The organism is Paenibacillus sp. MDV22-iso6 (assembly GCF_058408365.1).
The window spans coordinates 545,126-558,957 of sequence record NZ_JBZVDZ010000001.1 but is presented as its reverse complement, the minus strand read 5'-3'; the positions used below and the strand labels follow the sequence as shown (position 1 = coordinate 558,957).

Genomic DNA, 13,832 nt, shown 5'->3' with positions numbered 1-13,832 from the left:
TATACAACGTAATTACCATTAATTATTGATCCATCATGTAGAAATTCACTTGATTAGCCCTTGGGCTTTCAGCCAGTCCCTCGCAACATCAAGTGCCGGTTTCTGATCCTGTTCCACCTCTGCATTCAACTTTTGCATTGCCTTCTCATCCAGTTTTCCTGCCAACTTGTTGAGGACTTCTTTCAACTCCGGATGTTCATCCAGCGTCTGCTCACGAACCACTGGAAATGCATCATACGGAATAAACACATGCTTGTCATCCTCCAAAGCTACGAGGTCATTGGCCAGGATTTGGCTGTCCGTTGAATACGAGAGCTTCACATCAATCAGCTTTTGCTTTATCGCCTGATACTGCAAGGAAGGGTCCTGAATGGACTTTGTCTCCTTGAACTTTGGTTTGTATATGCTCTCTACATAAGGCCAGGCATCTGGGCGATTCAGAAACTCCTCACTGGCTCCAAAAACCAGTTCACCTGATTTCTCAGCAAGTTGAGAAGCTGTCTTTAGCCCATACTTCTCAGCGGTTTCTCTACGTACTGTAAAGACATAGGTATTGTTGAACCCTAGGGGGTCTAGCGCAATCAATTTGTTCTTTTCCTTGAGTTGGGTTACGACTGTTTTAAATGCTTTATCTGCATCAAATTCTGGTTCCTGCTTCAAAATATTGATCAAGGCCGTCCCGCTGTACTCTACATAGGCATCCACATCCCCTGAGTCAATGGCATTCCAGAGCAGTGTGTTGTCCAGCTTCTTAATCTCTGTCTTCAGCTTCGTGTCATTCTCAACCAAGAGTTTGAAGGCGTTGGCCAAAATATCAGACTCTGCGAATCCTTTCGTGGCCAGTACGATGGTATCGTTACGCCCGGACGCATTGGAATTCGAGCACCCCACTGCTGTCAGCACGGTTGTCAACACCAGCCCAAGGGTGATAAGTAGCCTGCCTCCTTTGGTTACATTCCATCTTTTTTTGTTGGTGGTTGTCATGATTGGTGCCCCTCTCCCTAGGTAAAAGCTTAAAATTTATTCAAATGCCGCAACCCCTTTGGGGTAAGTGCCCTGTTAAGAAGCAGCAAAATGAAGTTAACGGAGATTACCAGCAGCGAGACGGGGATGGCCCCTTCCATAATGGTAACCGTATTGATCATGGCAATGCCTCTTGTGATGATATCTCCCAGTCCTCCTGCGGCAATATAGGTCGCAATTGTCGTAAGACTTATCGTTTGCACCGCGACGAGTCTTACGCCGGCCATGATGACACTACGCGCAATCGGAAGCTGAATCATCTTCATCATCTGCCATTTGGTCATGCCCATCCCGGTTCCTGCCTCAATCAGAGAAGGATGAACTCCATTAATACCGACATAGGTGTTCTGGAGCATCGGAAGCACGGCATATAAGGTCAATGCAATAATGGCAGGTGTTGTGCCGATGCCTACCAGCGGAATCATGAATCCGAACAACGCCAGACTTGGAATGGTCTGGATGGCAGAAACTACAGTAATGATTGTATCCGCCATCCGCTTGCGGCTGGTCAGATAAATACCAAGGGGTATTGCAATGATTCCCGCCATGAGGACGGAAATGAGGGACAGATACATGTGCTCTCCCATTTTCTCAACAATCATCGGCCAGTCAGCAGCTAACGTATCCCATATATGGTTCATGCACTGGTCTCCTCTCGGTGAAAGTGTCGACCAATGGCTTCAATAACACCTGAACGGGTTACCGTACCGATTAAACGGTTCTGATCATCCACGACAGGCAATATTCGTTGACTTTGCATCAGTTCGAATACATCAGAGATCGGTGTGTTCTCAAAGAGGGCGCGGGTCCCATTTTTCACAATATCACCGACCTTCATTTTGCTGTCATGCTGCAGATGTTCGCTGATTTCTTCGATTCCTACAATACCCAGCAGTTCTCCCCAATTCCCGGTCACAGCAAGGGCATCAGCCTGATTCAAGCGCAGGAGTTCAAGTGCCTCTGAGATTGTTGAAATATTACTTATCGAGATACCGTCAATCATAATATGCTGTGCCATCCCACTTGGAAAAGAAGGACGAAACCTCTCCTGGCCGATAAATTCGATCACAAAGTCGTTTGCCGGATGGGCCAGCAGCTCCGCAGGTGTACTGTTCTGAATTACCTCACCCTCCTTCAGTAGAATAATCCGATCAGCGATCTTCAGCGCTTCTTCAATGTCGTGGGTGACAAAAATTATCGTTTTATGCAGCCGCTGATTCAGCTGGATCAGTTCTTTTTGAAGCTGGACTCGGCTGATGGGATCAAGTGCGCTAAAGGGTTCGTCCATTAAAATAATGGAAGGGTCTGACGCCAATGCACGGGCTACTCCGATCCGTTGCTGCTGCCCGCCACTAAGCTCATGGGGATAACGTTTGCTATATTGTTCAGCTGGGAGACCGATCAGGTTCAGTAATAGATCAACCCTCTCTTTTCGTTCTTCCTTTCTCGCTCCCTTAAGCCTCGGAACAATGCCAATATTCTCTTCAATAGTCATATGTGGAAACAAGCCAATTTGTTGAATTACATATCCGATATCGCGTCGAAGTTGGACTGCATCTGCGGCTCCTACGTCTCGCCCTTCAACAAGAACCTTTCCCTGACTCGGTTCCTCAAGACGATTGATCATTTTGAGCAGTGTAGTTTTGCCGCAACCCGAGGGTCCTATAATTGTTACAATCTGTCCTTTCGGTACCGTAAGATTAAAATCATGTAGCACACTGCCAGAGCCATAATTTTTATTTACATGCTGGAATTCAACTGCCACTGCTTCAGTCATCGTTCTTCCTCTCCCTCCAAAATACAGTAAACAAATTTGTTAACTCGGATAAACGAATAAATTTTTTTACATCCTTCAGTCATCATTTAACTATTATTGCGAATTCTTGCTAAAAAAGGAGAAGGCCTTATTTCTCGCCAATAGGCGAAAAACAAGACCTCCACTGTTATGGTCAGCCATTTATTATTAACATGCGATAATTAAATTTCTTATTTCAATAATATTACCAAGAACATTCTTTTGTCAATCATTAATTCCACTATTTCTATCGGGATTAATTGTGATCGGTGATTTTCTTCTATTCCCCTCCAAGTAGATTGGAGAGATGCTTGGACGATTCCATAACGCTATTAATCATTTCGGGTATCCTCTCTTTCGTCCCGCGAAATAAAGGACCCGCAATAGATAGACTTGCCACGACAAGACCATGACTATCCAATACCGGTGCTCCAATCGCAAATACATCGGGATCATATTCTCCTTCAGTACAAGCGAAGCCCTGTTCCTTGACAGCTTTCAAACTATCAATCAATTCCGATCGGTTCCGATCGTTTGTAATATTCGCTACAACCTGCTCAATCGTCTTCTCATTTTCAAAAGCCAGGATACTTTTTCCAGAAGCGCCTTGATGTAAAGGCAAACGTCTACCGTTTTCGATTACAAATTGAATAAGACCTCGACCTTTCACATGTTGAATGCAAACAGCATCATTTCCAGTTCTAACGAACAATAACGAAGTTTCCTGTGTAGACTCCATCAGATTGATCATAATAGGCAATGCAAGTGACAACAACTCACGATGAATTTGTTGATTCAAGCTACGAGCTAAATCTAGAATACGCAAACCAAGTCCGATCTGATTTTTGCCCCTACGCTCCACAATCCCGTTCTTTTCAAGCGTTTGCAAAAAACGATAGGTTGAGCTTTCTGGAATGCTGACCTTTTCTGCGATCTCACTAACTGATAATGTTCCATTCGCCTCAGATAACGCAAATAAAATATCCAAAGCCCTTCCAAGAGTGTTTGTTCCACTTTTCCGATCCAAAGCGACGCTCCCTTTCATTGAAATCATCCATTTCTTTTATCATATAGTGAAAGATTGCGGAAATCACTATCGTTTTACTCGTTTGTATAAATGACATACAAATAGAATGCATACCCAATAGTTATATACAACTAACATAATGAACAAGTTCAAGATCATAAAATTACATAGTAATTCTAACCTTAGGGAGGCTCCAAATTCTTATGCCTGAAAAGATAAAACTACAAAAATTCGTGGATGAACTGCCTATTCCAAACACATTATCTCCTAGGAAGCGAAGCAGTAATAGTTCTTATTACGAAGTGACTATGAAGGAGTTTTCTCAGAAGCTACATAGAGACCTCGGGCCTACCCGTTTATGGGGTTATGACGGAACATTTCCAGGTCCTACGTTTGAAGTGATGAAGAATGAAACCGTGTTTGTTAAATGGATGAACGACCTGCCCAATAAGCACTTTCTTCCCGTTGATACTACGATTCATGGTTCGGAAATTACTGTTCCAGAGGGTAGGAGCGTTGTGCATTTACATGGAGGAAGAACGCCAGCTCATAGTGATGGCTACCCCGAGGCTTGGTTTACGAGAAATTTTGAGCAAACGGGACCTTTGTTTGAACGAGAGGTTTATACGTATCCAAATATTGAACGAGCTACAATGTTATGGTACCACGATCATACAGTAGGCATTACAAGATTAAACGTCTACGCAGGACTCGCGGGATTTTATTTCATTCGAGACCAAAATGAACAATCCCTTAATCTTCCGAAAGGGAAATATGAAATCCCTCTACTCATTGTGGACCGATCTTTCAATCCGGACGGATCTCTATACTACCCCAACAAACCGGATCAAAACGATGCAAACTTGCCTCATCCTTCCCTTGTTCCTCCTTTTGATGCGGATACCATTCTGATAAACGGCAAGGTTTATCCATTTTTGGAGGTAGAACCAAGAAAATACCGTTTTCGGATTTTAAACGCATCCAATAGTCGAATCCTTACATTAAAAATGGAATCCAATCAACCATTTTATCAACTCGGAACCGATAGCGGCTTTCTTGAGACAACAATAAGAATAAACGAATTTGTACTTTTAAGTGCCGAGCGTATAGATGTGATCATTGATTTTTCTCAATATTATGGTCAAACTATTATTCTCAAAAATGTCACCAAGAGTGCGTCCCCTGAAACAATAGATATCATGCAATTCAGAATAAGTGTCCCATTAAAAAGTATAGATACCAGCTCACTTCCATTTTATTTAGAAGCATTCGAACGACTCCCAAAAAGTATGGCAAAGAGAACAAGATATTTAACACTTGTCAGAGTGAAGGATCAATATGGTCGCTCCTTAAATCTATTAGATGGAAAAATGTGGATGGATCGTATTTCCGAAAGAATTGAAGTAAATACGATTGAAATCTGGCGTATCATTAATATCATTGATGATGACCCTCACCCCATTCATATTCATTTGGTTGATTTTCAAATTCTTGATCGTCAACCTTTTGATGTTTCTCATTTTCAGAAAACCGGAAAACTTATTTTCACAGGCCCGCCCAGTCCTCCTAATCCGTATGAAATGGGATTAAAAGATACTGTAGCAACCCCCTTCGGTTACGTTACAACGATTATTGCTCGTTTCGGACCTTTTACCGGGCGTTATGTATGGCATTGTCACATGCTTGAGCATGAAGACTACGAAATGATGCGACCGTTTGATATTTTTTAGCTCACTCCAGCACTGCAATGAATGAGTGGACATATCCAAAAAAATCACTAAAAAAGAGATATGTACCAGCTAACGGAACTTATAACGAACAAGTAGTTGTCCGTTGCCACCATCAGGGCCATTACGATCTAACTGTAAAAAATTGCTGCGGTCAAGTTGTTCTACTTCGTCAAATTGAGCGACAGGTGCCTTCCGAGGTCATAGCCCTGTCACATAGACAATAAAAAAAGATTTTTGAAGCGGCGACTTTTTCCGGATTCAATTGGGAAGAGATCGTCCTATTTGTTTTGGAAACCGTTCCTTGTTGTAAAAATAAATCTTTGCGGGAAGATGACAAAAGTCACCTTAAACGAATTACTTTGTACACTGATATAAATTTTAAATATCCTCGATACTTAGGTTACACAAAAAAACAGACGAGGTGCTTACCATGAATCCAATATCTTTAACAATCTCATTATTAATTGTCGTGCTTATCTTAAGGGGCGTTATCCAGGGCAGCAAGAAGCCATTGCACGAATCAGGCCGGAAATTATTAATTCCGATCCTTTATATCTCTTCATCTTTGTTTGAATTGTTCGACCCTACATTGGTGCTTACATCAGGCAGAATGATCAGTTCGATCGCTATAGGTGCAATTCTGTCGATCCCATTAATTCTGGTGACGCAATTCGAGCGGAAATCGGATGGCAAGATGTATTATAAAAGAAACGTATCTCTTTATGTTTTAATTATTGTTATCTTCTCGATCCGATTCTTTGACTTCTTGTTCATCTCAGGCATTGATCCCAAGACTCTTGGATTCCTGAATAATGTAGTTGCCCTGTCCTATATTGCCATTTGGCGAATAGCTAGCTTCATTAAATTTCATAATTCCAAGTCTAGTACGTTCAGAGCTTGGGACAAAACTGCTTAATCGTACGATTAGCTAGAGCTGGTTGACTTGGCATATCAAGCATGTTAACCTAGGCCGAGTATTAACAATGATTGTCAAACCCTCCTACTCTTATAATGATGAAAGGTAATTCAACAAATGATGATTTATAGTCGTCTCGCCATCATGATGCCCCCCTTTCCCTAGCTAGGCTCATATTCTTGTTGTCATAACAGAGTATAAGCTTGTAGGAGGGCTAATATATAATGAAGAAATATGCTGTACCATCTTTGCTTTTAATGATTGTTCTTATCGCTTTTCCACAAATCAGCGAAACCATCTACACTCCATCTCTGCCAGATATCGCAGCAGCACTTGGTGTATCTAATAGTTCCGTACAATTCACGTTAAGCATCTATTTTATAGGATTTGCATTAGGCGTTTTCTGCTGGGGCTGGCTGTCCGACTTGATTGGTCGCAGACCTGCAATGCTGGGCGGTCTCATCGTATATGGGATCGGAAGCTTGATGTGCTTTTATTCGGAATCAATTCAGTTGCTTCTCGTCAGCCGTTTCGTACAGGCTTTCGGTGCCGCAACTGGCTCGATTATCACCCAAACCATGCTTCGCGAAAGTGTATCGGGAGATCGAAGACATGCGATGTTTGCCCAAATCTCTGCTGTCATTGCATTTACACCGGCAGTTGGACCACTGATTGGTGGTTGGATTGATCAGGCCCTTGGCTTCAGATGGGTATTCTTTGCGTTAGTACTGATGAGCGTTTTGTTGTTCATATATGCTTTTATTAAACTGCCGGAGACAACGAACGTTTCTTTACGATCCAAGGTGGCTATACTTCCGGTTGTTAAAAAGATGCTCGCCATGCCGCGCGTAATGGTGTTTGGCGTATTGATCGGTGGTATTAACGGAGTTTTATTCAGTTATTATGCCGAAGCTCCCTTCATCTTCATTGAACACTTTGATCTGTCGCCTGGCGTTTATGGTTTTCTGGGCATTATTGTGGCCTTGGCATCGGTGTTCGGTGCAATGATCTCCAAAAGATTATTGACCGTTTACGCACCGGAAAAGATTATTCGTTTGGGTTGTCTGGTCATGACCAGCGGGGCTCTGCTCCTAACCCTTGGAAGCAGCTTGTCTATGCTGCCCAATCTTTTGCAAATCATCTGCATGTTAACTGCCATGTTTGTTCTGTTGATTGGCGCAGGTATTGCTTTGCCCAATTGTCTAAGTCTTGCGCTTGTTCATTTTCAAGATGTAATTGGCACAGCAGGTGCTATATTCAGCTTAGGCTACTACTTACTGGTAAGTCTTACGACATGGGGAATGGGTACTCTGCATAACGGCTCATTGCTGATGATGCCTTTATATTTTCTAATCATTAGCGGCGTAATGTGGTTGCTTGGCAAAAGATTTATCTCAGAAGAATAATCTATTAGGATCATTCATTAGGATCATAAATAATACGAAGAAATGTCACGGGGCACATTTCAAAAAAATAGAAGCAGTCCAGTACTTTATCGTATCTGGGCTGCTTTTATTCGTATTGTTGAACACGATGTTTTGAAAGATTACCCACAATCAAACACTTTTTAATGTTTTATATCCATATCTACAACCTTAACTTTGAAGATTCCTCGCATATACGGAAGCAATGAAATTACACCCACCAAAGCCAACACAACCCCGACCCAGATCGGTGCAACCAGACCATAACCGGCACTAATAGCCAAGCCTCCAACAGAAGACCCTACCACTACACCAAAGGTGACGATTGCGGTGTGAACGGTGTTCACCATCAGACCACTTCCTCCCGTACGTATCACTCGCGCGACCATAGGCGGGTTCATTGGAACCCCGGCCAACCCGATGATGATTACGGCAGGAATAACCACGGCAGCTGTATGTACGCCAATGGCGAATGTCAGAAGACCAAACGTCAAGAGAACAAGCCCTATCGTTAGAATCAGCATAGTGTATCGGTCCGCCAGTCGACCAGTGATCAGATTACCAGCAACCGTAGCAGCTCCATACACAACAAACAATAGTGGCACCGCGGACGTTGAAAAGCCCGTCAACTCTGTAAAAATCGGAGCAAAGTAGCTGAATGCTGCAAATGTGGCTCCTATAATAAGAAAACTTGTCAGATAAGCCGCCCAGAGCTTGAGATTGCGAAAAGATTTCATTTCATGACGCAAACTTGTGGGCTCCGGTCTGGATAATACGGGGATCAACCGCAATGCAGTTACTCCTGACAGTAGAACAAGAATGGCGACCGCCCAAAAACTGAAACGCCAGCCATAAGCATCGGCCACCCATGTTGCAGCAGGTGTACCCAGAACTGTGGCGATCATAAGACCCCCGAAGATTATCGACACCGCCCGTCCCCGCTGATTTTCCTCCACGAGCGAAGCAGAGATCGAGATTGATACGCCAAAAGCAGCCGAGGAAGCAACACCTGCTATGATACGTGAGGCCATCATAACCTCATAGCTACCTGCGATCGCGCCAAGCAACTGTCCAGCGAGAAATAGTCCGGTTAGCATAATAAACGCTTTTTTCCTAGGCATATTCAGCAGAGCAGCGGTTAGTAAGGGACCTCCCACGACCATCCCCGCCGAAAAGGCTGTAATCAAATAGCCTACTTGCGAGACAGATACTCCAAACTCTCCCGCAAGTGTATTCATCATTCCAGCTACCATAAATTCTGAGGTAGTCATACAAAAAATAGCTAAGCTAAGCACATAAATTGCCAATGGCATCTTCAATTCCCCTTTTCATATGAGTTATAAAATCAAACTATTGTAATGATCGGTACAAAACTAATGCAAAAAAAAGTGCCGGATTACCCGGCTAGTAAATAGCTGCCAATGTACCTTCTACAATACTTTTTGCCAGATCACGGTTCTGTGAAGAACTGTTAAGCACGCGAAGTCCGTAATAGCTGCTTAGAAACAGGCTTGCCAGTTCTTTGGCTGGTCTCCCTGAAGTAATCTCTCCTGTCTGGACACCCTGCTCCATCAGATCACAAAGTGCATCCTCCAACAATCCGATATGCCGTGTCACCACTTCTTCAACCATAGGATCAACCCGTGCCCGTTCCATTGCTGCATTAATTAGGAGACAGCCTCTTCGCCCTGATTCCGAGAAATCTTCCTGTACACCCCACTCCAGCAGGCCGCGTAATCTTTCTTTCAACGGTAAGGGGCTCTGTAAAATCTCGCTTTGCTCCCGTATTCCTTCCTCATGGTAACGCTGGAGTACCTTTTCATATAAATCATGTTTGCTACCAAAAGCATTATATAAACTGCCCTTCCCGAGACCGGTCTGTTTACATAGATCCTCAGTAGAGCACCCTTCGTATCCGTTCAACCAAAAGGCATCCATGGCTGCGTCAATCACAGCCGTATCCTTAAATTCTCGTGGTCTTCCACCTCTGGTCACTTCATTTCCTCCCTTCTCAACGAAATAATAAATCTTAGTATAGGTAATTTGTAACGTTCAGTCAAGAAGTTGTTTACAGCTCTATTGTTCTCTGTTACAGTGAAGATGTCATACCATATTAAATCGGGAAAGGAAGTCGGAATAAATGAAAATCGCAATTATTGGAACGGGAAATATCGGTGTTAATCTCACCCGTCGTCTCACCAAACTTGGTCATGATGTCTCGATTGCTAACTCGCGCGGTCCTCATACCTTGACGGATCTAGCTGAAGAGACAGGCGCAAAACCGCTTGAAGTAACGGACGTCGCCCATGGAGCCGAGCTGGTCATTGTAACGATTCCACAAAAGAATATTCCGGATCTCCCTGATGGTATCTTAGACCAAACTGCACCTGGTGCTGCCATTATTGACACCGGGAACTATTACCCACGTCAGCGTGACGGCTTGATTGCCGAGATCGAAGGTGGCTTACCTGAAAGCCGATGGGTTGAGCAATACTTGAAACATCCTGTCAACAAAGCCTTTAATGGGATTTCCGCTATAAATCTGCTTGAACGTGGACTGCCTGCCGGTTCACCCGATCGACTTGCTCTCCCTGTAGCTGGTGATGATCCTGATACAAAGAAAATTGTACTTCAACTTGTCGAGGAGCTGGGATTTGACGCCATAGACGCCGGCGGATTGGACGAATCCTGGCGCCAACAACCGGGGACTCCCAGTTACCAGGAGCATGGAGCGGATAGTCTTCGGCAGGCCTTATCGAATGCTAGTCCTGTACGAAGCGAGGACTTTAAAGCTTAAGCATTTCAAATTCTGGGACATTGAATACGTCATCATCCACCGCCCTTTCGGGCGGTTTTTTTGTTTGATCATGTCTATTCCATGAAATACAACTGATGCTTCTTGCGGTACTCTCCAGGCGTAAGGGAAGTTTGACGCTTGAATAACCGTGTAAAATAGTTATGGTCCTGCAGTCCACACAACTCGCCGATACGCTTCAGCGGAAGCTCCGAATGTGCCAATAACCGCTTGGCCTTCTCCATTTGCAGGTGATGCCTGTATTGCAACGGGCTCATCCCCGTATACTGCTTCAGGCAGCGAGCCAGGTAATCAAAATGATAAAGCAGATCACGCTCCATCTGTCCGGAATCAAACGGCTGCTCAAGGCGTTGACCAAGATAAGTTGCCACCTTCTCGCTTAGAAAATAGGAGCGAGCCTGCGGGCTGTTCTGTCTCATTCCCTTCTGTAATTGCAGCAGGAATTGGCCCAACAGAACATGAAGCTCGAAGGAACGCTGACGGGTGAGTACATGGTGCAGCTCAAGCATTTCTTTCAGTATCGGCTCCAGGTTACGTAGATCCACCGCGGCGAATTTGGGAATTTCAATGACTCCTGGGGGAGCCTCAATATCCTGGTCTGTTTGTTGAAGCAAAGGCTGCTCCCAAGTCGTCTTTTCTTTCAAAATCATCTTTTGCACAGAGGGAAGCTGGAAATGAATCCAGTATACTTCCGTCTGCACATCCGTTGGTCTATAGCCACGGTGGTCTTTGCCAGGTTCAAGAACCAGCATCATACCTTCCGCAATCTCGTAACGGAGGCCATCTTCCTCCATGTACAGCGCTCCTTTGGCGCAAATAATAAGATCGAACACATCAAAGCTACGCTGGGCATGCTGCATCCCCGGCTGCCATTCGGTGTGCCCAATGGCTGCTAATAACGGAAACGGCGGAACTTGAAGTTCAAGTACAAACATAAGATCCCTCCTTTGTTCAAAATGTAGATAATGTGCTATATATAGTCGTGATTGTCAGCTGTATCGAAGCTGATGATCGATTAGAGTGGTAGATATAATATGATTCTATCATTTAATGACCAGGGGGAAGCAAGCATGAAATTTCGTCAGGTTCATCTCGATTTTCATACGTCAGAAGCCATTGAAGGCATTGGCCGTGATTTTTCGAAGCAGCAATTTCAGGAGATGCTCAAAACCGGGCATGTCGATTCCATCACCATATTCTCCAAGTGCCATCATGGCTGGGCCTATCATCCGACTACCGCCAATCAAATGCATCCACATCTGAATTTCGATCTTCTGGGTGCCCAGATTGAGGCTGCTCATGAGATAGGTGTGAAGACTCCGGTCTATCTCTCCGCTGGCCTGGATGAGCGACTCGCCCGCAAACATCCACAATGGCTCATCCGCAATCAGCAGGAGCAGATCAGTTGGACAGCCGACTTCATGACGCCAGGCTATCATCAATTTTGCATGAACACCCCTTATCTTGACGTTCTCACCCTACAGGTAGAGGAAGTCGTAAAGAAATATGATGTGGACGGCATCTTCCTCGATATCGTTGGTGTTCGGGAATGTTATTGTCAATATTGTGTTGCCGAGATTCGCTCACAGGGCTCCGATCCACGAAACATTCAAGATATGAAAAAACTGTGGGAACAGACGTATGCTCGTTATGCTAATCGAATGAATGAGACTGTGCATGCAGTGAAACCCGGACTACCAGTGTTCCACAACAGCAGTCACGTCGACCGTGGGCGGCGGGATCTCGCTCATGTGAATACCCATTTGGAATTGGAATCGCTACCAACGGGTGGCTGGGGGTACGACCACTTCCCGCTCTCTGCACGTTATGCGCAGACATTGGGCATGGATTTCCTCGGCATGACCGGAAAATTCCATACCTCCTGGGGCGAATTCGGCGGATACAAGCACCCCAACGCGCTACGCTATGAAACTGCACTGAGCATTGCGAACGGGGCACGCTGCTCCATTGGAGATCAGCTGCATCCGGGTGGTCAGATGGATCATGCCACGTATTCGTTGATCGGGGAAGCTTACCGTGAGGTAGAAGCGAAGGAAGAATGGTGTCGAGATACTACCGCTATGGCTGATATCGCATTGCTGTCAGTGGAGGCAGCCTTATGGGAATCCGGAGGCGATCCTCATAACCAGCACATGCACCACCACGATACCGGCGCTGTAAGAGTTTTGCTGGAAGGCCACTATCTCTTCGATGTAGTAGATCTGCAGGCTGATCTATCCAAGTATAAAGTTGTTATTTTGCCGGATGCCATTAGCATTACAGAGTCAATCAAAACCAAACTGACAGCATTTCTTGCCGGGGGCGGCAAAATTCTCGCCACTGGCCGTTCCGGACTCTCACCGGATGGTACGGGCTTTGAATTCGATTTGGGTGTAGAATATCAGGATGTTTCCCCATTCCGTCCCTCCTATTTCCGTCCAAATTTCGAGCTTCCTTCGCTGCGTACAGCCTCTTTCGTCATGTACACCGAAGGACAGAACACAGTGCCCACGACAGACGGCATCGTACTTGGCAGTAAGGAAAATTCATATTTTAACCGTGACTTGTTCACGTTCTGCTCTCACCAGCATACCCCTTCTGATCTGCAGAAATCGGGAACTGGCATGGCTGAAGGTCAGGATGGAATCTATATCGCGTGGAATGTTTTTGAAGATTATGCGACGAAGGGGAGTTTGGCTGTTAAGGAAATCATCTGTTACGCGTTGGACCGTTTACTAAGTAACAATAAGTCGCTGATAACCAACCTACCTGCCCAAGGGGTTACCACGCTGCAGATTCAGAAGAACTCGAACCGTTGGGTGAATCATCTACTGTATGCCTCTCCAGTACGTAGAGGACAAGGTGTGGAAGTCATCGAGGATATCCCTCCACTTATCAATACAGAGGTGACGGTTGCGGCTGCCGAACAAGTACAAGATGTGTATCTGGCGCCACAGAACCTTAGTCTCTCATTCAGTCAGGTGAATGGCCTTGTGACCTACACGATACCGGAGTGGTCCTGTCATCAAATGGTCGTGATTCAATTTTAGAAGTACATTCATGGAACATTTAGCAGTAAACAAAAAAAGAAGTCGCCATTAA

12 protein-coding genes are annotated in these 13,832 nt (G+C 44.8%); 5 read left to right on the top strand and 7 right to left on the bottom strand.

Going from position 1 to position 13,832, the window contains the following annotated elements; genetic code table 11:
* Window positions 1-45: 45 nt before the first annotated feature.
* From AC4PM4_RS02420 to AC4PM4_RS02405, 4 genes are all read right to left on the bottom strand, one after another.
* Window positions 46-984: an ABC transporter substrate-binding protein gene (locus tag AC4PM4_RS02420; RefSeq protein WP_063565154.1), complete on the bottom strand. Its 939-nt coding sequence runs from the start codon at window positions 982-984 to the stop codon at window positions 46-48.
* Between the two features lie 29 nt (window positions 985-1,013).
* Window positions 1,014-1,664 carry an ABC transporter permease gene (locus tag AC4PM4_RS02415; RefSeq protein ID WP_063565155.1) on the bottom strand — a complete coding sequence of 217 codons (651 nt, stop codon included), beginning with the start codon at window positions 1,662-1,664 and terminating at the stop codon, window positions 1,014-1,016.
* Window positions 1,661-2,800, bottom strand: coding sequence for an ABC transporter ATP-binding protein (locus AC4PM4_RS02410; protein WP_063565156.1), 1,140 nt, complete (start codon window positions 2,798-2,800; stop codon window positions 1,661-1,663). The genes AC4PM4_RS02415 and AC4PM4_RS02410 overlap by 4 nt, the downstream gene beginning before the upstream one ends.
* Before the next feature lie 298 nt (window positions 2,801-3,098).
* Window positions 3,099-3,845 (bottom strand): IclR family transcriptional regulator, encoded by a 747-nt coding sequence (locus AC4PM4_RS02405; RefSeq protein WP_244552066.1) that lies wholly within the window; start codon window positions 3,843-3,845, stop codon window positions 3,099-3,101.
* A 203-nt stretch (window positions 3,846-4,048) separates the two neighbouring features.
* On the opposite strand from AC4PM4_RS02405, the gene AC4PM4_RS02400 reads away from it, so the two are divergent.
* The 3 genes from AC4PM4_RS02400 (at window position 4,049) to AC4PM4_RS02390 (ending at window position 7,897) form a co-directional block, all read left to right on the top strand.
* Entirely contained in the window at window positions 4,049-5,575 is a 1,527-nt protein-coding gene (locus AC4PM4_RS02400; RefSeq protein WP_491612640.1) for a multicopper oxidase family protein, read from the top strand.
* A 430-nt stretch (window positions 5,576-6,005) separates the two neighbouring features.
* Window positions 6,006-6,491, top strand: a complete 486-nt coding sequence (locus AC4PM4_RS02395) for a CcdC protein domain-containing protein (RefSeq protein ID WP_063565158.1) — start codon at window positions 6,006-6,008, stop codon at window positions 6,489-6,491.
* A 224-nt stretch (window positions 6,492-6,715) separates the two neighbouring features.
* A complete protein-coding gene (locus tag AC4PM4_RS02390; protein WP_491612639.1) occupies window positions 6,716-7,897 on the top strand; it encodes a multidrug effflux MFS transporter in 1,182 nt (393 codons plus the stop codon).
* Window positions 7,898-8,058: 161 nt separating this feature from the next.
* On the opposite strand, the gene AC4PM4_RS02385 is transcribed toward AC4PM4_RS02390, so the two are convergent.
* Both AC4PM4_RS02385 and AC4PM4_RS02380 read right to left on the bottom strand, forming a co-directional pair.
* Window positions 8,059-9,228 carry an MFS transporter gene (locus AC4PM4_RS02385; protein ID WP_491612638.1) on the bottom strand — a complete coding sequence of 390 codons (1,170 nt, stop codon included), beginning with the start codon at window positions 9,226-9,228 and terminating at the stop codon, window positions 8,059-8,061.
* A gap of 91 nt (window positions 9,229-9,319) precedes the next feature.
* Window positions 9,320-9,910 carry a TetR/AcrR family transcriptional regulator gene (locus AC4PM4_RS02380; RefSeq protein ID WP_064638602.1) on the bottom strand — a complete coding sequence of 197 codons (591 nt, stop codon included), beginning with the start codon at window positions 9,908-9,910 and terminating at the stop codon, window positions 9,320-9,322.
* 145 nt (window positions 9,911-10,055) lie between these two features.
* Between AC4PM4_RS02380 and AC4PM4_RS02375 the strand changes: the two genes are divergently transcribed.
* Window positions 10,056-10,712 carry an NADPH-dependent F420 reductase gene (locus AC4PM4_RS02375; protein WP_491612636.1) on the top strand — a complete coding sequence of 219 codons (657 nt, stop codon included), beginning with the start codon at window positions 10,056-10,058 and terminating at the stop codon, window positions 10,710-10,712.
* Between the two features lie 74 nt (window positions 10,713-10,786).
* Here the strand turns inward: AC4PM4_RS02375 and AC4PM4_RS02370 are convergent, their stop codons facing one another.
* Window positions 10,787-11,665: a helix-turn-helix transcriptional regulator gene (locus AC4PM4_RS02370; RefSeq protein ID WP_076288406.1), complete on the bottom strand. Its 879-nt coding sequence runs from the start codon at window positions 11,663-11,665 to the stop codon at window positions 10,787-10,789.
* A 135-nt stretch (window positions 11,666-11,800) separates the two neighbouring features.
* Here AC4PM4_RS02370 and AC4PM4_RS02365 point away from each other — a divergent pair, with 135 nt between their 5' ends.
* The gene (locus tag AC4PM4_RS02365) at window positions 11,801-13,780 is read left to right on the top strand and encodes an alpha-amylase family protein (RefSeq protein WP_491612634.1); all 1,980 of its coding nucleotides are present in this window, start codon (window positions 11,801-11,803) and stop codon (window positions 13,778-13,780) included.
* Window positions 13,781-13,832 lie beyond the last annotated feature (52 nt).